Annotated in this window: 11 protein-coding genes and 7 tRNA genes; 10 read left to right on the forward strand and 8 right to left on the reverse strand. The window is 56.9% G+C overall.

Translation table 11 applies throughout. From position 1 onward, the window contains the following. The first annotated feature begins 110 nt into the window (after window positions 1–110). Window positions 111–500, forward strand: coding sequence for a hypothetical protein (locus CHB79_RS21500; protein WP_089361394.1), 390 nt, complete (start codon window positions 111–113; stop codon window positions 498–500). Window positions 501–503: 3 nt separating this feature from the next. On the opposite strand, the gene CHB79_RS21505 is transcribed toward CHB79_RS21500, so the two are convergent. Beyond that, a complete protein-coding gene (locus tag CHB79_RS21505) occupies window positions 504–2,066 on the reverse strand; it encodes a glycoside hydrolase family 17 protein (RefSeq protein ID WP_089361395.1) in 1,563 nt (520 codons plus the stop codon). Window positions 2,067–2,284: 218 nt separating this feature from the next. Here CHB79_RS21505 and CHB79_RS21510 point away from each other — a divergent pair, with 218 nt between their 5' ends. Next, window positions 2,285–2,602: a ComEA family DNA-binding protein gene (locus CHB79_RS21510; RefSeq protein WP_089361396.1), complete on the forward strand. Its 318-nt coding sequence runs from the start codon at window positions 2,285–2,287 to the stop codon at window positions 2,600–2,602. Window positions 2,603–2,722: 120 nt separating this feature from the next. Here the strand turns inward: CHB79_RS21510 and CHB79_RS21515 are convergent. The 4 genes from CHB79_RS21515 to CHB79_RS21530 all read right to left on the reverse strand — a co-directional run bounded on the left by CHB79_RS21515 (window position 2,723) and on the right by CHB79_RS21530 (window position 4,225). Continuing rightward, window positions 2,723–2,798, reverse strand: a tRNA-Lys gene (locus tag CHB79_RS21515). A gap of 6 nt (window positions 2,799–2,804) precedes the next feature. Continuing rightward, window positions 2,805–2,881: transfer RNA gene (locus CHB79_RS21520), tRNA-Pro, on the reverse strand. Between the two features lie 5 nt (window positions 2,882–2,886). Next, window positions 2,887–2,962 (reverse strand) — tRNA-Asn (locus CHB79_RS21525). A 66-nt stretch (window positions 2,963–3,028) separates the two neighbouring features. Beyond that, window positions 3,029–4,225, reverse strand: a complete 1,197-nt coding sequence (locus CHB79_RS21530; RefSeq protein ID WP_089361397.1) for an amino acid aminotransferase — start codon at window positions 4,223–4,225, stop codon at window positions 3,029–3,031. A gap of 185 nt (window positions 4,226–4,410) precedes the next feature. On the opposite strand from CHB79_RS21530, the gene uvrB reads away from it, so the two are divergent. Continuing rightward, complete coding sequence (gene uvrB, locus CHB79_RS21535) at window positions 4,411–6,426, forward strand: excinuclease ABC subunit UvrB (RefSeq protein ID WP_010482973.1); 2,016 nt, start codon at window positions 4,411–4,413, stop codon at window positions 6,424–6,426. Window positions 6,427–6,544: 118 nt separating this feature from the next. On the opposite strand, the gene CHB79_RS21540 is transcribed toward uvrB, so the two are convergent. The 3 genes from CHB79_RS21540 to CHB79_RS21550 all read right to left on the reverse strand — a co-directional run bounded on the left by CHB79_RS21540 (window position 6,545) and on the right by CHB79_RS21550 (window position 10,133). Next, window positions 6,545–7,444: an EamA family transporter gene (locus CHB79_RS21540; RefSeq protein ID WP_089361398.1), complete on the reverse strand. Its 900-nt coding sequence runs from the start codon at window positions 7,442–7,444 to the stop codon at window positions 6,545–6,547. A 93-nt stretch (window positions 7,445–7,537) separates the two neighbouring features. Next, window positions 7,538–9,094, reverse strand: coding sequence for an MDR family MFS transporter (locus tag CHB79_RS21545; protein WP_089361399.1), 1,557 nt, complete (start codon window positions 9,092–9,094; stop codon window positions 7,538–7,540). After that, the gene (locus CHB79_RS21550) at window positions 9,084–10,133 is read right to left on the reverse strand and encodes an HlyD family secretion protein (RefSeq protein ID WP_089361400.1); all 1,050 of its coding nucleotides are present in this window, start codon (window positions 10,131–10,133) and stop codon (window positions 9,084–9,086) included. The genes CHB79_RS21545 and CHB79_RS21550 overlap by 11 nt, the downstream gene beginning before the upstream one ends. Before the next feature lie 107 nt (window positions 10,134–10,240). On the opposite strand from CHB79_RS21550, the gene CHB79_RS21555 reads away from it, so the two are divergent. The 7 genes from CHB79_RS21555 (at window position 10,241) to CHB79_RS21585 (ending at window position 14,067) form a co-directional block, all read left to right on the forward strand. Beyond that, window positions 10,241–11,161: a LysR family transcriptional regulator gene (locus CHB79_RS21555; RefSeq protein WP_089361401.1), complete on the forward strand. Its 921-nt coding sequence runs from the start codon at window positions 10,241–10,243 to the stop codon at window positions 11,159–11,161. Between the two features lie 78 nt (window positions 11,162–11,239). Continuing rightward, window positions 11,240–12,721: a glutamate--tRNA ligase gene (gltX, locus tag CHB79_RS21560; RefSeq protein ID WP_089361402.1), complete on the forward strand. Its 1,482-nt coding sequence runs from the start codon at window positions 11,240–11,242 to the stop codon at window positions 12,719–12,721. Window positions 12,722–12,865: 144 nt separating this feature from the next. Beyond that, window positions 12,866–12,941, forward strand: a tRNA-Ala gene (locus CHB79_RS21565). 70 nt (window positions 12,942–13,011) lie between these two features. Next, a tRNA-Glu gene (locus CHB79_RS21570) sits at window positions 13,012–13,087 on the forward strand. 52 nt (window positions 13,088–13,139) lie between these two features. Continuing rightward, a tRNA-Ala gene (locus CHB79_RS21575) sits at window positions 13,140–13,215 on the forward strand. 75 nt (window positions 13,216–13,290) lie between these two features. Further along, window positions 13,291–13,366: transfer RNA gene (locus CHB79_RS21580), tRNA-Glu, on the forward strand. A gap of 161 nt (window positions 13,367–13,527) precedes the next feature. Next, window positions 13,528–14,067: a TetR/AcrR family transcriptional regulator gene (locus tag CHB79_RS21585; RefSeq protein WP_089361403.1), complete on the forward strand. Its 540-nt coding sequence runs from the start codon at window positions 13,528–13,530 to the stop codon at window positions 14,065–14,067. Window positions 14,068–14,173: the final 106 nt, after the last annotated feature.

Raw genomic sequence — 14,173 nt, forward strand, 5'->3', positions numbered from 1 at the left:
TTTTTACTCAACCTGCCCAGCATGCCGGTATGGATGGCGATGATCAACATTACTTGCATCCATTGACCGTGCGATTATTCTGGGCACCGCCTATTAGATTGGAGTTACCCATGCCTCGCCCCTGGTTTCTGGCCATTTTTGTAGCTTTGGTATTACTGAGCCTGGCTGCCTGTTATGGCTTGCGTTATGGCCTGATGGAAGGCGATGAATGGGTGGGCGCCTGCGCCGATACTCCTGAACTATTTGCCTGCAGCCTGCGCTCAACACTGGGCTGGATGATTCACCTGCGAGTCATTGCCTGGGCCGCCATTGTACTGGCCGGTCTCGGCTTTTTGCTGCCCGGGCGACTGGGTTGGTGGTTGGCTGCGCCCGGGTTGCTGCTGGGGCTGGCAGGTTTGGTACTGTACAGCGCAAGTATTTCAGTTTTTGCCGTGGTTCTGGCGTTGTTGCGGTTGGTGCGGGCGCCGCAGTCATCAAGGGTTACGGCGCCCAACGCCTGAAGCCTAGCTCGGCGAGGCTGGGCGTTGTTGCAGGCTGCGCCACAGCGCTGCAGCAAGCAGTGCGCTGACCATGGCCCAGCCGATTGCCTGAACATTGCCCAGGGTTTCTTCAAAGAGTTGCAGCGGGATTCCAGCTGCTATCAGTAACAGCAGCACCAGGGTCTCACGGCGAAAGCTGGCAACCGGGCGCCACAGATAAACCAAGGCTGGCAGCAGCAATGCAGGGCTTGGGAAGCTGCGATAGCGCGCATCGGTGACCAGCGCAAGCATCATCACTGCACCTGCAAAGCCGCTGGCAATCAACCACCAATGGCGCCGCCTATCTAGCCAGTCGAACAGTGCCTTGCGCCAAGTGTTGCAGTCGCTCATGGCGAGGCTGATGTGCATCAGGACAATCATGTTCAGGGCCAGCAGTGCGCCAGCCCACAGCCACTCGCCAATATAACGGCTGGTGATCAGGCTCTGCTCTGCCCATAGGCCCATGCAGCCAACCCCGACAGCGGCCAGCAGTGGCTGAAGCAGGTTATGGCGCATGGGTTGCGGGCGCCATGCAAAAAGCAGTATTGCGCCATAGAGCAAAGCGCTGACTCCCAGCCAGATCGGCCAGCCCGGCAGGTTCGAGACGCTGCCCGCGAGCACTGACTTGTCGTTGCGGTCGGCGTCGTACAAGCCCCAGTAGCCACCGACGGCTCCTTCGCTAGTGCGCTTCCAGGGCTGGTCAAAGGCCTCGATCAAGTTGTAGCGCCAGCCATTTTCTTCCGCCATGGTGACGAAACCGCGCATGAACCTGGCCTGGTTGACCCGGCTCGGCAGGGCCGTTTCACGCTGGCGACCTTCGCTTGGCCAGCCGGTCTCGCCGATCAGGATATCCTTGGGTGCGAATTTCTTGGCAAACAGGTTGCGAACCTTGGCGACCTGGGCCAGTGCCGTGTCGATGCCCGCCGGATCATCTTCCCAGTAAGGCAGCAGGTGAATTGTCAGAAAATCCACTGCGGGCGCGATTTCAGGGTGTTTCAACCAAAACTCCCAGACATCGGCATAGGTCACTGGCTGCTTGATCTGGGACTTGACCTGGTTGATCAGTTTGACCAGCTGTTTGGAGGTCACTTCCTTGCGCAGCAGGGTTTCGTTGCCGACTATCACCGCCTTGACAATATCAGGATTGGCGTTGGCGGCCTTGATCGCGCCTTTGATCTCGATTTGAGTTTCAACCGGGCTGCGGCTGACCCAGGCGCCGATCATCAGGGTCAGGCCATGCTTCCTGGCCAAGTCTGGCAGCGCTTCAAGGCCGGTCACGGAGTAGGTGCGCAGGCAGTCAAAGCGTTCGGCGAGAATCCCGAGATCGATATCCATGCGCTCATTGCTGATGCGCAAGGGTTTCTGGAAGGGGGACTGGTCTTTGCCAAAGGGGGTGTACGAAGCGCACTGCATCTTGTGCGAGGCGCTGGCGACATCGGGTAGCTTCACGGGTTTGCCAAGTCCATACCAAAGCCCGGTTAAGAGGATTAATCCCAACAGGGTGCTAAGTAGGTAAGCAAGCAATGAAAAGCGTTGGATAGCAGGCATAGTAGGGCGCACGGAGGAGGACGCTGGCAATGGTAACGGATACTGGATGGCGACGGCACAAGCAAATGCAACTACACAAGATCAGTGCTTGGCAGCGTTAATATGACGTTTGTTCTTTGGTTTGGTTCGAATGTGGGAATCGGAACGCTAGGGTCGGGTTATTGCACATGGGTGCAGTTCGGGCAGGGAGCCCGGTAACCTGAATAGGATATTTCAATATGCGCATTTATATCTTGCCAGCGCTGCTGGCTTTGGCTTGCACAGTTGTCCCATTCACCCTTAGCGCTGCGGAGCCCGCGGCAAAACAACAAGCTGTTGCTGAGCGGGCTGAAGCGCAAACGACCATCAATTTGAACACCGCAGATGCAGCCACCTTGCAGCAAGGGCTGACCGGTGTTGGTGAGATGAAGGCCAAGGCCATCGTTGCCTACCGAGATAGCGTCGGGGCATTTGCCTCGGTCGATGAGTTGCTTGAGGTCAAGGGGATCGGGGCGGTGATCCTTGAGCAGAATCGCAGCAAGCTCAGGGTCAAGTAGCGTTAGCCTGTGCCTTGTATTACAGGCAATAAAAAAGCGCCTTGGCGGCGCTTTTTTATTGGAACAGAGTGAATGACTCTGTTCCTAAGATTCAACTCTTATCAACAGCAAGAGCGAAAATGGTGGGTCGTGTGGGATTCGAACCTACGACCAATTGGTTAAAAGCCAACTGCTCTACCAACTGAGCTAACGACCCAAATAATGGTCGGGGTAGGGGGATTCGAACTCCCGACATCCTGCTCCCAAAGCAGGCGCGCTACCGGACTGCGCTATACCCCGACAAGTGGCTCCACGACCTGGACTCGAACCAGGGACCCAATGATTAACAGTCATTTGCTCTACCAACTGAGCTATCGCGGAACAACGACGCGTATCCTACTGATTATTAAGGGGAAGTCAAGCCTCTGACGACCCCTTTTTTAATATTTAAAGGACTTTGGCGATGGCTTCGGTCACGGCCGGCAGATTTCGCACGTTAAGGGCTGCCACGCAAATGCGGCCTGTGCCCACGGCATAGATACCGAACTCGGTCTTCAGGCGTTCGACCTGCTCGGTGGTCAGGCCGGAGTAGGAGAACATGCCGCGTTGCTGGGCCACGAAGCTAAAGTCGCGTTTGGCACCCAATGCCGCCAATTGCTCGACCATGGACAGGCGCATGTTGCGAATGCGGTCACGCATCTCACCCAGCTCGGCTTCCCACATTGCACGCAACTCAGGTGTGTTGAGTACGGTGGCGACAACGCTTGCGCCATGGGTTGGCGGGTTGGAGTAGTTGGTGCGGATGACACGTTTAACCTGCGACAGCACACGGCTGCTTTCATCCGTTGAACTGGTCACGATGGACAATGCGCCAACTCGCTCGCCATACAGCGAGAAAGACTTCGAGAATGAACTTGAAACAAAGAAGGTCAGCCCCGACTGTGCAAAGAGGCGAACGGCTGCGGCGTCTTCTTCGATACCATCGCCAAAACCCTGGTAGGCGATATCGAGGAATGGCACGTGTTCGCGTTCACGGATAATCTCCAGGATTGCTTGCCAGTCTTCGATGTTCAGGTCGACGCCAGTTGGGTTGTGGCAGCAGGCATGCAGCACAACAACCGAGCGGGTCGGCAGGTTTTTCAAGTCTTCGAGCATGCCGCCACGGTTTACACCGTTACTGAAGGCATCGTAGTAACGGTAGTTGCGAACCGGGAAGCCCGCAGCTTCAAACAGGGCGCGATGGTTTTCCCAGCTTGGATCGCTGATTGCAACGCAGGCATCGGGCAGCAGGCGCTTGATGAAGTCGGCGCCGACCTTGAGAGCGCCGGTGCCGCCCAGCGCTTGAGTGGTAATGACCCGGCCTTCACTGACCAGGCGGGAATTGCTGCCAAACAGCAGGGTCTGAACTGCATGATCGTAGGCGGCAATGCCTTCAATTGGCAGGTAGCCGCGTGGGGCATGGGCTTCAATACGTGCTTTTTCCGCCTCGGCCACAGCGCGTAGAAGAGGGATGCGGCCTTCTTCGTTGGTGTATACGCCAACGCCAAGGTTAACCTTATGGGCACGGGTATCAGCGTTGAATGCTTCGTTGAGGCCCAGGATCGGATCGCGCGGAGCCATTTCGACGGCGGTGAACAGACTCATGAGTGTGGCAGCTCTGTTTTGAGAGAAGTGGGGGGCAGGCATTCCCGGATGTCTGACATTAGGGAATGCGTCAGTGGCCCGTTAGTATAGCGGGCTAGATAGCGTGCTGCGACTGCGTATGCATGCTTTTCGCAAGGTATGACGTACTCTATCGGGTCGCGTCACATCGTTTGTTGAGGTTAGTTATGTCCGATTTTGAACTGGTTACCCGTTTTCAGCCTGCTGGTGATCAGCCAGAGGCAATCCGGCAGATGGTTGAAGGGCTCGAAGCTGGGCTTTCGCACCAGACTTTGCTTGGGGTAACGGGGTCGGGCAAGACATTCAGCATTGCCAATGTGATTGCCCAGATCAATCGGCCAACGCTGGTGCTGGCACCCAATAAGACCCTGGCCGCCCAGCTCTATGGCGAGTTCAAGGCATTCTTTCCCAATAATGCGGTCGAGTACTTTGTTTCCTACTACGACTATTATCAGCCTGAGGCCTATGTACCTTCGTCTGATACCTTTATCGAAAAAGACGCCTCGATAAACGACCATATCGAGCAAATGCGCCTTTCAGCGACCAAGGCGCTGCTGGAGCGGCCTGACGCTATCATCGTCACCACGGTGTCATGTATCTATGGCTTGGGCAGTCCCGAGCTGTACCTGAAGATGGTGCTGCACGTCGATCGGGGCGACAAGATGGATCAGCGGGCCTTGTTGCGCCGCCTGGCTGATCTGCAATACACCCGCAATGACATGGATTTTGCCCGCGCGACCTTTCGCGTTCGTGGTGATGTGATTGATATCTTCCCGGCTGAATCCGACCTTGAAGCGATTCGTATCGAGTTGTTCGACGATGAGGTTGAAAGCATTTCCGCCTTCGACCCGCTGACCGGCGAAGTCATCCGCAAGCTGCCGCGTTTTACCTTCTATCCAAAGAGTCACTACGTGACGCCGCGTGAAACCCTGCTTGAGGCGGTGGAGAAGATCAAGGTCGAACTGGCCGAGCGCCTTGAATACCTGCGTGGCGCGAACAAACTGGTCGAAGCGCAGCGTCTTGAGCAGCGCACTCGTTTTGATCTGGAAATGATTATCGAGCTGGGTTACTGCAACGGCATCGAGAACTACTCGCGCTATCTGTCGGGGCGTGATTCCGGCGAAGCGCCGCCGACCCTGTACGACTACCTGCCTGACCAGGCCTTGCTGGTGATCGACGAATCGCACGTCAGCGTGCCTCAGGTCGGGGCCATGTATAAGGGCGACCGTTCACGCAAGGAGACCCTGGTCGAGTATGGTTTTCGCTTGCCATCGGCGCTGGATAACCGGCCAATGCGCTTTGAGGAGTGGGAAAACGCCAGCCCGCAGACCATATTCGTCTCGGCAACCCCCGGTCCCTATGAAGCCGAGCATGCCGGGCGCGTCATTGAGCAGGTGGTGCGCCCGACCGGCCTGGTTGACCCGCAAATTGAAGTGCGGCCGGCGCTGACCCAGGTGGATGACTTGCTGTCTGAAATCCAGAAGCGCGTGGCCATTGAAGAGCGTGTCCTGGTCACCACGCTGACCAAGCGCATGGCTGAGGACCTGACCGATTACCTGGCGGATCACGGTGTTCGGGTGCGCTACCTGCATTCGGATATCGACACTGTTGAGCGCGTCGAGATTATCCGCGACCTGCGTATCGGCGCCTTTGATGTGTTGGTCGGCATCAACCTGCTGCGCGAAGGGCTGGATATGCCCGAGGTTTCGCTGGTGGCGATCCTCGATGCCGACAAGGAAGGTTTCCTGCGTTCCGAGCGCTCGCTGATCCAGACCATTGGCCGGGCGGCTCGTAACCTCAATGGCCGGGCCATTCTTTATGCCGATCGCATGACCGGCTCGATGGAGCGGGCGATTGGCGAGACCGAACGGCGACGTAATAAGCAGATTGCCTATAACGAGGCCAACGGTATCGTGCCCAAGGGGGTGTTCAAGGATGTTCAGGATATTCTTGAGGGCGCCGTGGTTCCGGGGGCGCGCAGCAACAAGCGCAAGGGCATGGCCAAGGCCGCCGAGGAGCAGGCTCGCTATGAAAATGAGCTGCGCTCGCCAAGCGAAATCAGCAAGCGCATTCGTCAGCTTGAGGAAAAAATGTACCAGTTGGCGCGGGATCTGGAGTTCGAGGCCGCAGCGCAAATGCGTGACGAAGTGCAGAAGTTGCGCGAGCGCCTGCTTAAGGTCTAGCCCGGAAATGTGTTGGTGGGCGATGTCTTCACCCACCGCAACGGCTGTCGATGCTTAAGTAGACGCTAAGAAACTTTGCGTTGTCGCCCCTTGAGGCTGTTTTTTGTTCGCCAGGGCATTAGCGTCTACCGAAGATAATCAACATCACACCGCCAAGCGTAATGACGCAGGCCAGCATCGCCAAGGTGCTTAGCTGTTCATCGAGCAGCAGGTAGCCAAGCAGTAGCGCTACAACCGGATTGATAAAGGCGAAGGTCGAAACCAGGCTTGGCCGCACCTCGCGCAGTAACCAGAAGTAAGCGGGATACACGCCCAGGCTAACCGGTAGCACCAGGTAGGCCATCCACAACCATGACTGGCTGCTCAGCGAACCGAGGTCGAGTTTTTGCCAGTCACCATGCAAGGCGCCGAAGATTGCCAGCAGCAGCGCGCCAATCAACATTTGCAAGCTGAGCCCAAACCAGCTTGAACTGAATGCCGGGCGCTGACGCAGCAACCAGGCCCCGGTGGCCCAGATCAGCGTGGCGATAACCACTGTCGCGCCGGCAAACCACTGGGCTGATGAAGCGCTGTTGCCGAGGCCGTTGCTCATCAACAGGACAATGCCGGTACAGGCAATTGCCAGGCCACACAGTACCCAGAGGGGCGGGCGCTCGCCGAGCAACCATTCCAGCGCCACGCTCCACAACGGCAGCGTGGTGTAGAGCATTGCCACCATGCCTGTCGGCAGGTATTGGTTGGCGTAGATCAGGGCGCCCTGGCCAATGGCGATCAGCGACAAACCGCCAATGAAAACGCCGCCGATATCGCTGCGTTTAAACCTGAGTTGCCCACTGGCAAGCACCCAGGTCAGCGCCAGGGCGCCTGCCAGGGTGAAACGCAGGCTGCCGAGAACGAAAGGCGGCAGCTCGCGAAGCAGGAAGTGATTGGCCAGATAGGTGGTGCCCCAGCCAATGTAGATAACGCTGAAGGCGCCAATCAGCATCAATGTGCGGGCGCGGGAGTCAGTTGTGGGCATATTCAGCCTGGTAGATGCACACCGCCGGGTCAGCGGTGCAGGTCGATGTGAAACGGATTGCTTGCCCAGCCCGCAAAGCCGGTGCGGTGGCTGTCAATGAGCGCCAGCGCCGGCTGTACTCGCATTCGCGGGCAGTTTCTTGGTGAGTAAAACTGCGGTCATGCTGATGCACAAGGCAATGCCAATCCAGTGGAAGGCGTCATTGTAAGCCATGATCATCGCTTGCTCATGGGTGATTTGGCTGATTCTTGCCAATGCCGCTTGCTCGCTGCCGAGCTTGTCCGTAAGCATGGCCATGCGTTCCGCGACTTGTGGGTTGCTCGGTACCAGTGACTCACGTAAATAATCGAAGTAAACCTTGGCCCTGCTGTCGAGCAGGGTGGCCAGCAAAGCGATGCCGATGGCGCCCCCAAGGTTACGCAGGATATTGAACAGGCTGGATGCGGAGCCCGCGTCCTGCGGCATGATGTAGGAGGTTGCGATCAGCGATACGGTGACCATCACCATCGGCTGGCCCAGCGCCCGGATAATCTGGATGTGGTTGAACTGTTCCCCGGCGAAATCCGGGTTGAGCACGCCGGACAAAATACTCGCCGCGCCAAACAGGGCAAAACCCAGCGCGCACAGCCATTTTGGGGAAATCACCTTCATCAACAGTGGTACCAGCGGAATCAAGAACAGCTGGGGAATGCCCATCCACATGATGACCTGGCCGATCTGCAGGGAGTTGTAGCCTTGGATCTGGGCCAGGTAGAGCGGCAGCACATAAATCGAGCCATACAGGCCCATGCCCAGGCCGACACTGGAAATGCTGGAAAGACCGAAGTTGCGCTCGCCCAGGATTCGTAAATTGATCAGTGGCTTGCTGCGGGAAAACTGCAAGATCACAAACAGGATCAGGCTGATGCTGGCAATACTGCCAAGCCCGGCAATCAGGTTGGATTCCAGCCAGTCCTTGCGATGGCCTTCCTCAAGGAACACTTGCAGGCAGCCAAGCCCGATGCCGAGGGTGACAATACCGGCGTAGTCAGTGCTTTTCAGCAGTTCCCAGTGAGGGGCTTTCTTTTCCAGGCCGTAGAGCAGGCCTGCGATCATCAGCAGGCCGGGTGGGATATTGATGTAGAAAATGTATTCCCAGCCAAATTGTTCTGTCAGCCAGCCGCCCAGCGTTGGGCCTATTGAGGGGGCGAAAGTGGCGGTCATGGCAAACAGTGCCATGCCTTTGGCGCGGTGATGTTCCGGCAACTTGATCAGGGTCAGGGTGAATGCCAGGGGAATCAGTGCGCCGCCGGTAAAGCCTTGCATGGCGCGGAACACGATCATGCTGTCGAGGCTCCAGGCCATCGAGCAGAGCAGGGATGAAACCAGAAAGCCGATCGAGACCCAGATCGCCAGGCGCCGTGCAGACAGTAGCTGCACCAGCCAGGCGGTGAGTGGAATCATGATGATTTCAGCGACCAGGTAGGACGTGGAAATCCACGAACCTTCTTCAAGCGTGGCTGAAAGCGCGCCTTGGATGTCCTTGAGTGATGAATTGGTGATCTGGATGTCGAGCACCGCCATGAAGGCGCCCAGCATCACACTCATTACTGCAATCCAGTCGCGCCTGCTGGGTTCGCCAGTCGGTCGGACGAGTTGATCACCCGCCATGGCTTTGGTCGTCGCTGATGTCTACGACTACTTCAACCGACATGCCGGGGCGAATCAGGCCATGCAGCGGGTTGTCCTTGTCGAACATCAACTTGACCGGGATACGCTGCACCACCTTGGTAAAGTTGCCAGTGGCATTGTCTGGTGGCAACAGGCTGAACTGCGCGCCTGATGCGGCGAACAGGCTGTCGACCTTGCCCTTGATCGGCGTGTCGGGAAAGCTGTCGAAGGTCAGCTCGGCGCTTTGACCTGCACGCATGTGGCCAATTTGGGTTTCCTTGAAGTTGGCCTGGACCCAGATGTCCTGGTCCGGTACCAGCGACATCAGGTAAGCGCCGGTTTGCACATACTGGCCATTACGAGCGGCACGCTGGCCGACGAAGCCGCTGATAGGCGCACGGATTTCAGTTCGGCTGATATTGAGCTTGGCTTGTTCAATGTCGGCGCGGGCACTGGCAATTTGTGCGTTGAGGCTCTTGATTTCAGCTTGCAGGGTGTCGATCTGCTGTTTTTGCGCCTGCAGATCAGCTTCGGCCTTGGCCACTTGGGAGCGGGCAACGCTGCTGTCGGCATCAAGGGTGGTGACGCGTTCTTCCGAGATATAGCCGGACTGGCGCAATGTGATTGCACGCTGCATATCTATCTTGGCGCGGCTCAGTGTCGCTTGGCTTGCGCTGACATCAGCCTTGCTGGCCGCGATCATGCTGTTCTGCTGGCTGAGGGTGCTTTGCGTTTGTGCCAGTTGTGCTTCACGCGTGGCCAGGGTGGCCTCGGCGCGTTGCAATGCCAGTTTGAAATCGCTGTTTTCCAGCTCGACCAGCAGTTGACCCTGTTCGACATGCTGGTTGTCCTGCACCAGTACCTTTTCCACGCGGGCACTGAGCTGGCTTGATACACGGGTAATTTCGCCCTGGACATATGCGTTGTCGGTCTCTTCATGGAAACGACCGATCAGCCACCAATGTGCAAGAAATGCAGCCGCAATGACCGCAAGGATGGCCAAAAAGACAAACAAACGGCGTTTTAATTGGGCGGGCATGGTGGCTGACTCAAAGCGTAGACAATAATTCTTGCAAATCTAACAGTGTTCCTTTTCGGCCTCTAGCCGTTAGACTTCATAAACTTTGTTGCTTATAGGGAACAATCATGGGGTTAGATGATGCGCTGATTTTCACCAGGGTGGTTGAGCATCACAGCTTTACCCAGGCGGCTAACAGCCTGAATATGCAGAAATCAACGGTGAGTCGACGCATTGTCTTACTCGAAGAGCGCCTGGGGGTGCGTCTGCTGAACCGGACTACGCGCAAGTTGCGATTGACCGAGGTCGGTGCTGCTTATTACGAGCGCTGCCGGCAGATCATGCTCGACTTCGCCGAAGCCGAGCAGGCGGTCATGCAACTGCAGCAGGAACCCTCGGGCTTGCTGCGCATTACTGCGGCGGTCGAGTTTGGCCAGCAGTTTCTTGGTCGCGTGCTGGGCGAGTTCATGCGGCAATACCCGAGTATCACGGCTGAAGTGGAGTTGACTTCACGCAACGTTGACCCTGTCGAGGAGGGGGTTGATATCGTGATTCTTGTCGGTCAGCCGCAAGACTCGACACTGGTTGCACGCAAGTTGTTTGAAGCCCGGTGTAGGTTGTGTGCCAGCCCAGCCTACTTGGCTGCCCATGGGACACCCACTTGCAGTGAGGATTTGGCCCAGCATCGGGCTATTCTCCTGCAGCGGGACGCCTCCCGGTATTGGCCCTTGCTGGACGACACCATTGCCTGTGAGCGGGTGCTGCTGTGCAACAACATTACATTCGCACGCGAAGCGGTATTGGCTGGGGCGGGTATTGCCGCGTTGCCGAACATGATCTGTGAGCTGGCGATTCGCGAAGGGCGCTTGATCGAGTTGCTGCCCGAGGCCGCCTTGCCAACGGTTGAGGTCTATGCGATCTACCCATCACGGCGCTTCCAGGCGATGAAAGTTAAGACCTTTCTCGATTTCCTGATGAAGAGCCTGGCCGAACAACAAGCACGTGAACTGGAGCCTGCCATGGCAGGCCTGCTAATATTGGCAACCTGATCCTCGCTTGAAGAATCCTGCAGCCTGATGCGGTTGCTGGGTTCCATTGCGCCTCGCACCGCTTGCAAGAGAGCAACCATGAAAACTGTTCGTACCCGTATTGCGCCGTCGCCTACCGGTGACCCGCACGTAGGCACCGCTTATATCGCTTTGTTCAACATGTGTTTTGCACGCCAGCACGGTGGTGAATTCATTCTGCGTATTGAAGACACCGACCAGCTGCGTTCTACGCGTGAATCCGAACAGCAAATTTTCGATGCGTTGCGCTGGTTGGGTATCGAGTGGAGCGAAGGCCCCGATGTTGGCGGCCCGCACGGCCCGTACCGGCAGAGCGAGCGTGGCGACATTTATAAGGAACACACCCAGCAACTGGTCGATAAGGGCCATGCCTTCCATTGCTTCTGTACTTCTGAGCGCCTGGACAAGCTGCGCGCCGAACAAATGGAGGCCAAGCAGACGCCCCGTTACGACGGCCTGTGCATGAATCTGCCGGCAGATGAGGTCAAGCAGCGCCTGGCAACCGGCGAGCCAAATGTTGTGCGCATGAAGGTGCCGACCGAAGGCGTTTGCGTGGTGCCGGACATGCTGCGTGGTGATGTCGAGATCCCGTGGGATCGCATGGACATGCAGGTGCTGATGAAGACCGATGGCCTGCCAACCTACTTCCTGGCCAATGTGGTTGACGATCACTTGATGGGGATTACCCACGTATTGCGCGGCGAAGAGTGGCTGCCGTCGGCGCCCAAGCTGATTTTGCTCTACGAGTATTTTGGCTGGGAGCAACCCGAGCTGTGCTACATGCCGCTGCTGCGCAACCCGGACAAGAGCAAGCTGTCGAAGCGCAAGAACCCGACCTCCATTACCTTCTACGAGCGCATGGGCTATTTGCCGCAGGCCATGCTCAATTATCTGGGGCGCATGGGTTGGTCGATGCCTGACGAGCGTGAGAAATTCACCCTTGAGGAGATGGTTGAGCACTTCGATATCAACCGTGTCTCCCTGGGTGGGCCTATTTTCGACCTGGAAAAACTGTCCTGGCTCAACGGCCAGTGGATGCGCGAGTTGAGTGTCGAGGACTTCATTGCAGGCGCGCAGCAGTGGGCGTTCAATAGCGACTACGTCAAGCAGATTGCGCCTCATGTACAAGGCCGTGTCGAGACGTTCAGCCAGATTGCGCCATTGGCAGGTTTTTTCTTCGCCGGTGGAGTCAATCCAGATGCTGCGCTGTTCGAGCACAAGAAACTCTCGTCCGACCAGGTTCGCCAGGTGATGCAGTTGATCCTGTGGAAGCTCGAAGCCTTGCGTCACTGGCAAAAAGACAATATCACTGGCTGCATTCAGGCCGTGGTCGAGCACCTGGAGTTGAAGCTGCGTGATGCCATGCCGCTGATGTTTGCCGCAATTACCGGCCAGGCCAGCTCAGTTTCGGTGCTTGATGCCATGGAAATCATCGGGCCGGACCTGACCCGTTTTCGTCTGCGTCAGGCGATTGAGTTGCTTGGCGGTGTATCGAAAAAAGAAACCAAAGAGTGGGAAAAACTGTTTGGCGCAATCAAGTAATGACTTGGCCAGCCTCCGGAGATTTGTGATATCCCGCTGGGCAAGGGTAAGTGGTTGTTCTGTCAGCATAAAGAATACTTATATGGTTAGAATTATGTTGACAGGGGGCGGGACCGCACTTAATATGCGCCCCGTCCTTGAGATGGGGCTATAGCTCAGCTGGGAGAGCGCTTGCATGGCATGCAAGAGGTCGACGGTTCGATCCCGTCTAGCTCCACCAATCTCTTTAAAGCCGAAAGGCTTGCCACGGCCGGTTCATTGAACGGGTCGAGTTGTTGGAAGGGTTTTGCGTCCCCTTCGTCTAGTGGCCTAGGACACCGCCCTTTCACGGCGGTAACAGGGGTTCGAGTCCCCTAGGGGACGCCACTATTTAAAAAGCAGTTCCGTCAGGTGCTGTGAGCCGAGAGGCGATAAATCCGGGGGTATAGCTCAGCTGGGAGAGCGCTTGCATGGCATGCAAGAGGTCAACGGTTCGATCCCGTTTATCTCCACCAATTTTGCAGTAGCACGTTTGTGTTTTGAAACTGCCACGGGCCAGCTTTTTGCTGGCTTTGTTTTTCGAAGGATTCGTCCCCTTCGTCTAGTGGCCTAGGACACCGCCCTTTCACGGCGGTAACAGGGGTTCGAGTCCCCTAGGGGACGCCATTTTACCCGCCTGTCGGGTTTTAAAAGGGCCATTCTGCAAAGAATGGCCCTTTTGTTTATCTGCGATTTAATCTCCCCATATGCTGCGCTCTGGCCAATAGCTGTGCCGTTAAATATGATAGTTATAATATTTAATGGCGTTTGGATTGGAGTGCTGGCTGATGAGCGACAAGAAATTGCAAAGCCGCGAACGAATTTTGCGTGCTGCTGAGTCGATACTGGTCTTGCGTGGACCGGTTGAGCCCAGCGTTAGCGAGATAATGGCCGCCGCTGGAATGACGGTTGGTGGTTTCTACGCCCACTTTGACAGCAAGGAATCGCTGATGCTTGAGGCTTTCGAGCGGCTGCTGAGCAAACGGCGTGCGGGCTTGAGCGAGCTGAACAGTGATTTGTCATTAAGTGAGCGGCGCAGCCTGATGGCTGCGTTCTATTTGTCGCGCAGGCACCGTGACAGCGCGGACTCGGGCTGTCCCTTGCCAGCCTCCTTGAGTGAGATAGCGCGTTTGCCCGAAAGCTTTCGCGAGGCCCTGGCAAGGCACTTGGAGTTGATTGTTGCCAAGCTTGCGCAGACGCCGGAACAGTCTTCGGCCGTGCTTGCCGATCTGGCGATGATGATCGGTGGCCTGTCGCTGGCGCGCGCCTTGGGGCCGGGTGATATGTCTGATCGGGTGTTGCGCGCGGCCAAGTCGGCCATTGTTTGAAAGCCAGGCGTTGCACATCGATCGACACATTCCGGTGCGCTATGTCTGGCGATAGCGATTAATGTCGATGGTTGTTTCAAGCGCCTGGCTCTGGCAGTGTGCAAGG

Source organism: Pseudomonas segetis (assembly GCF_900188155.1).
Classification (GTDB): domain Bacteria; phylum Pseudomonadota; class Gammaproteobacteria; order Pseudomonadales; family Pseudomonadaceae; genus Aquipseudomonas; species Aquipseudomonas segetis.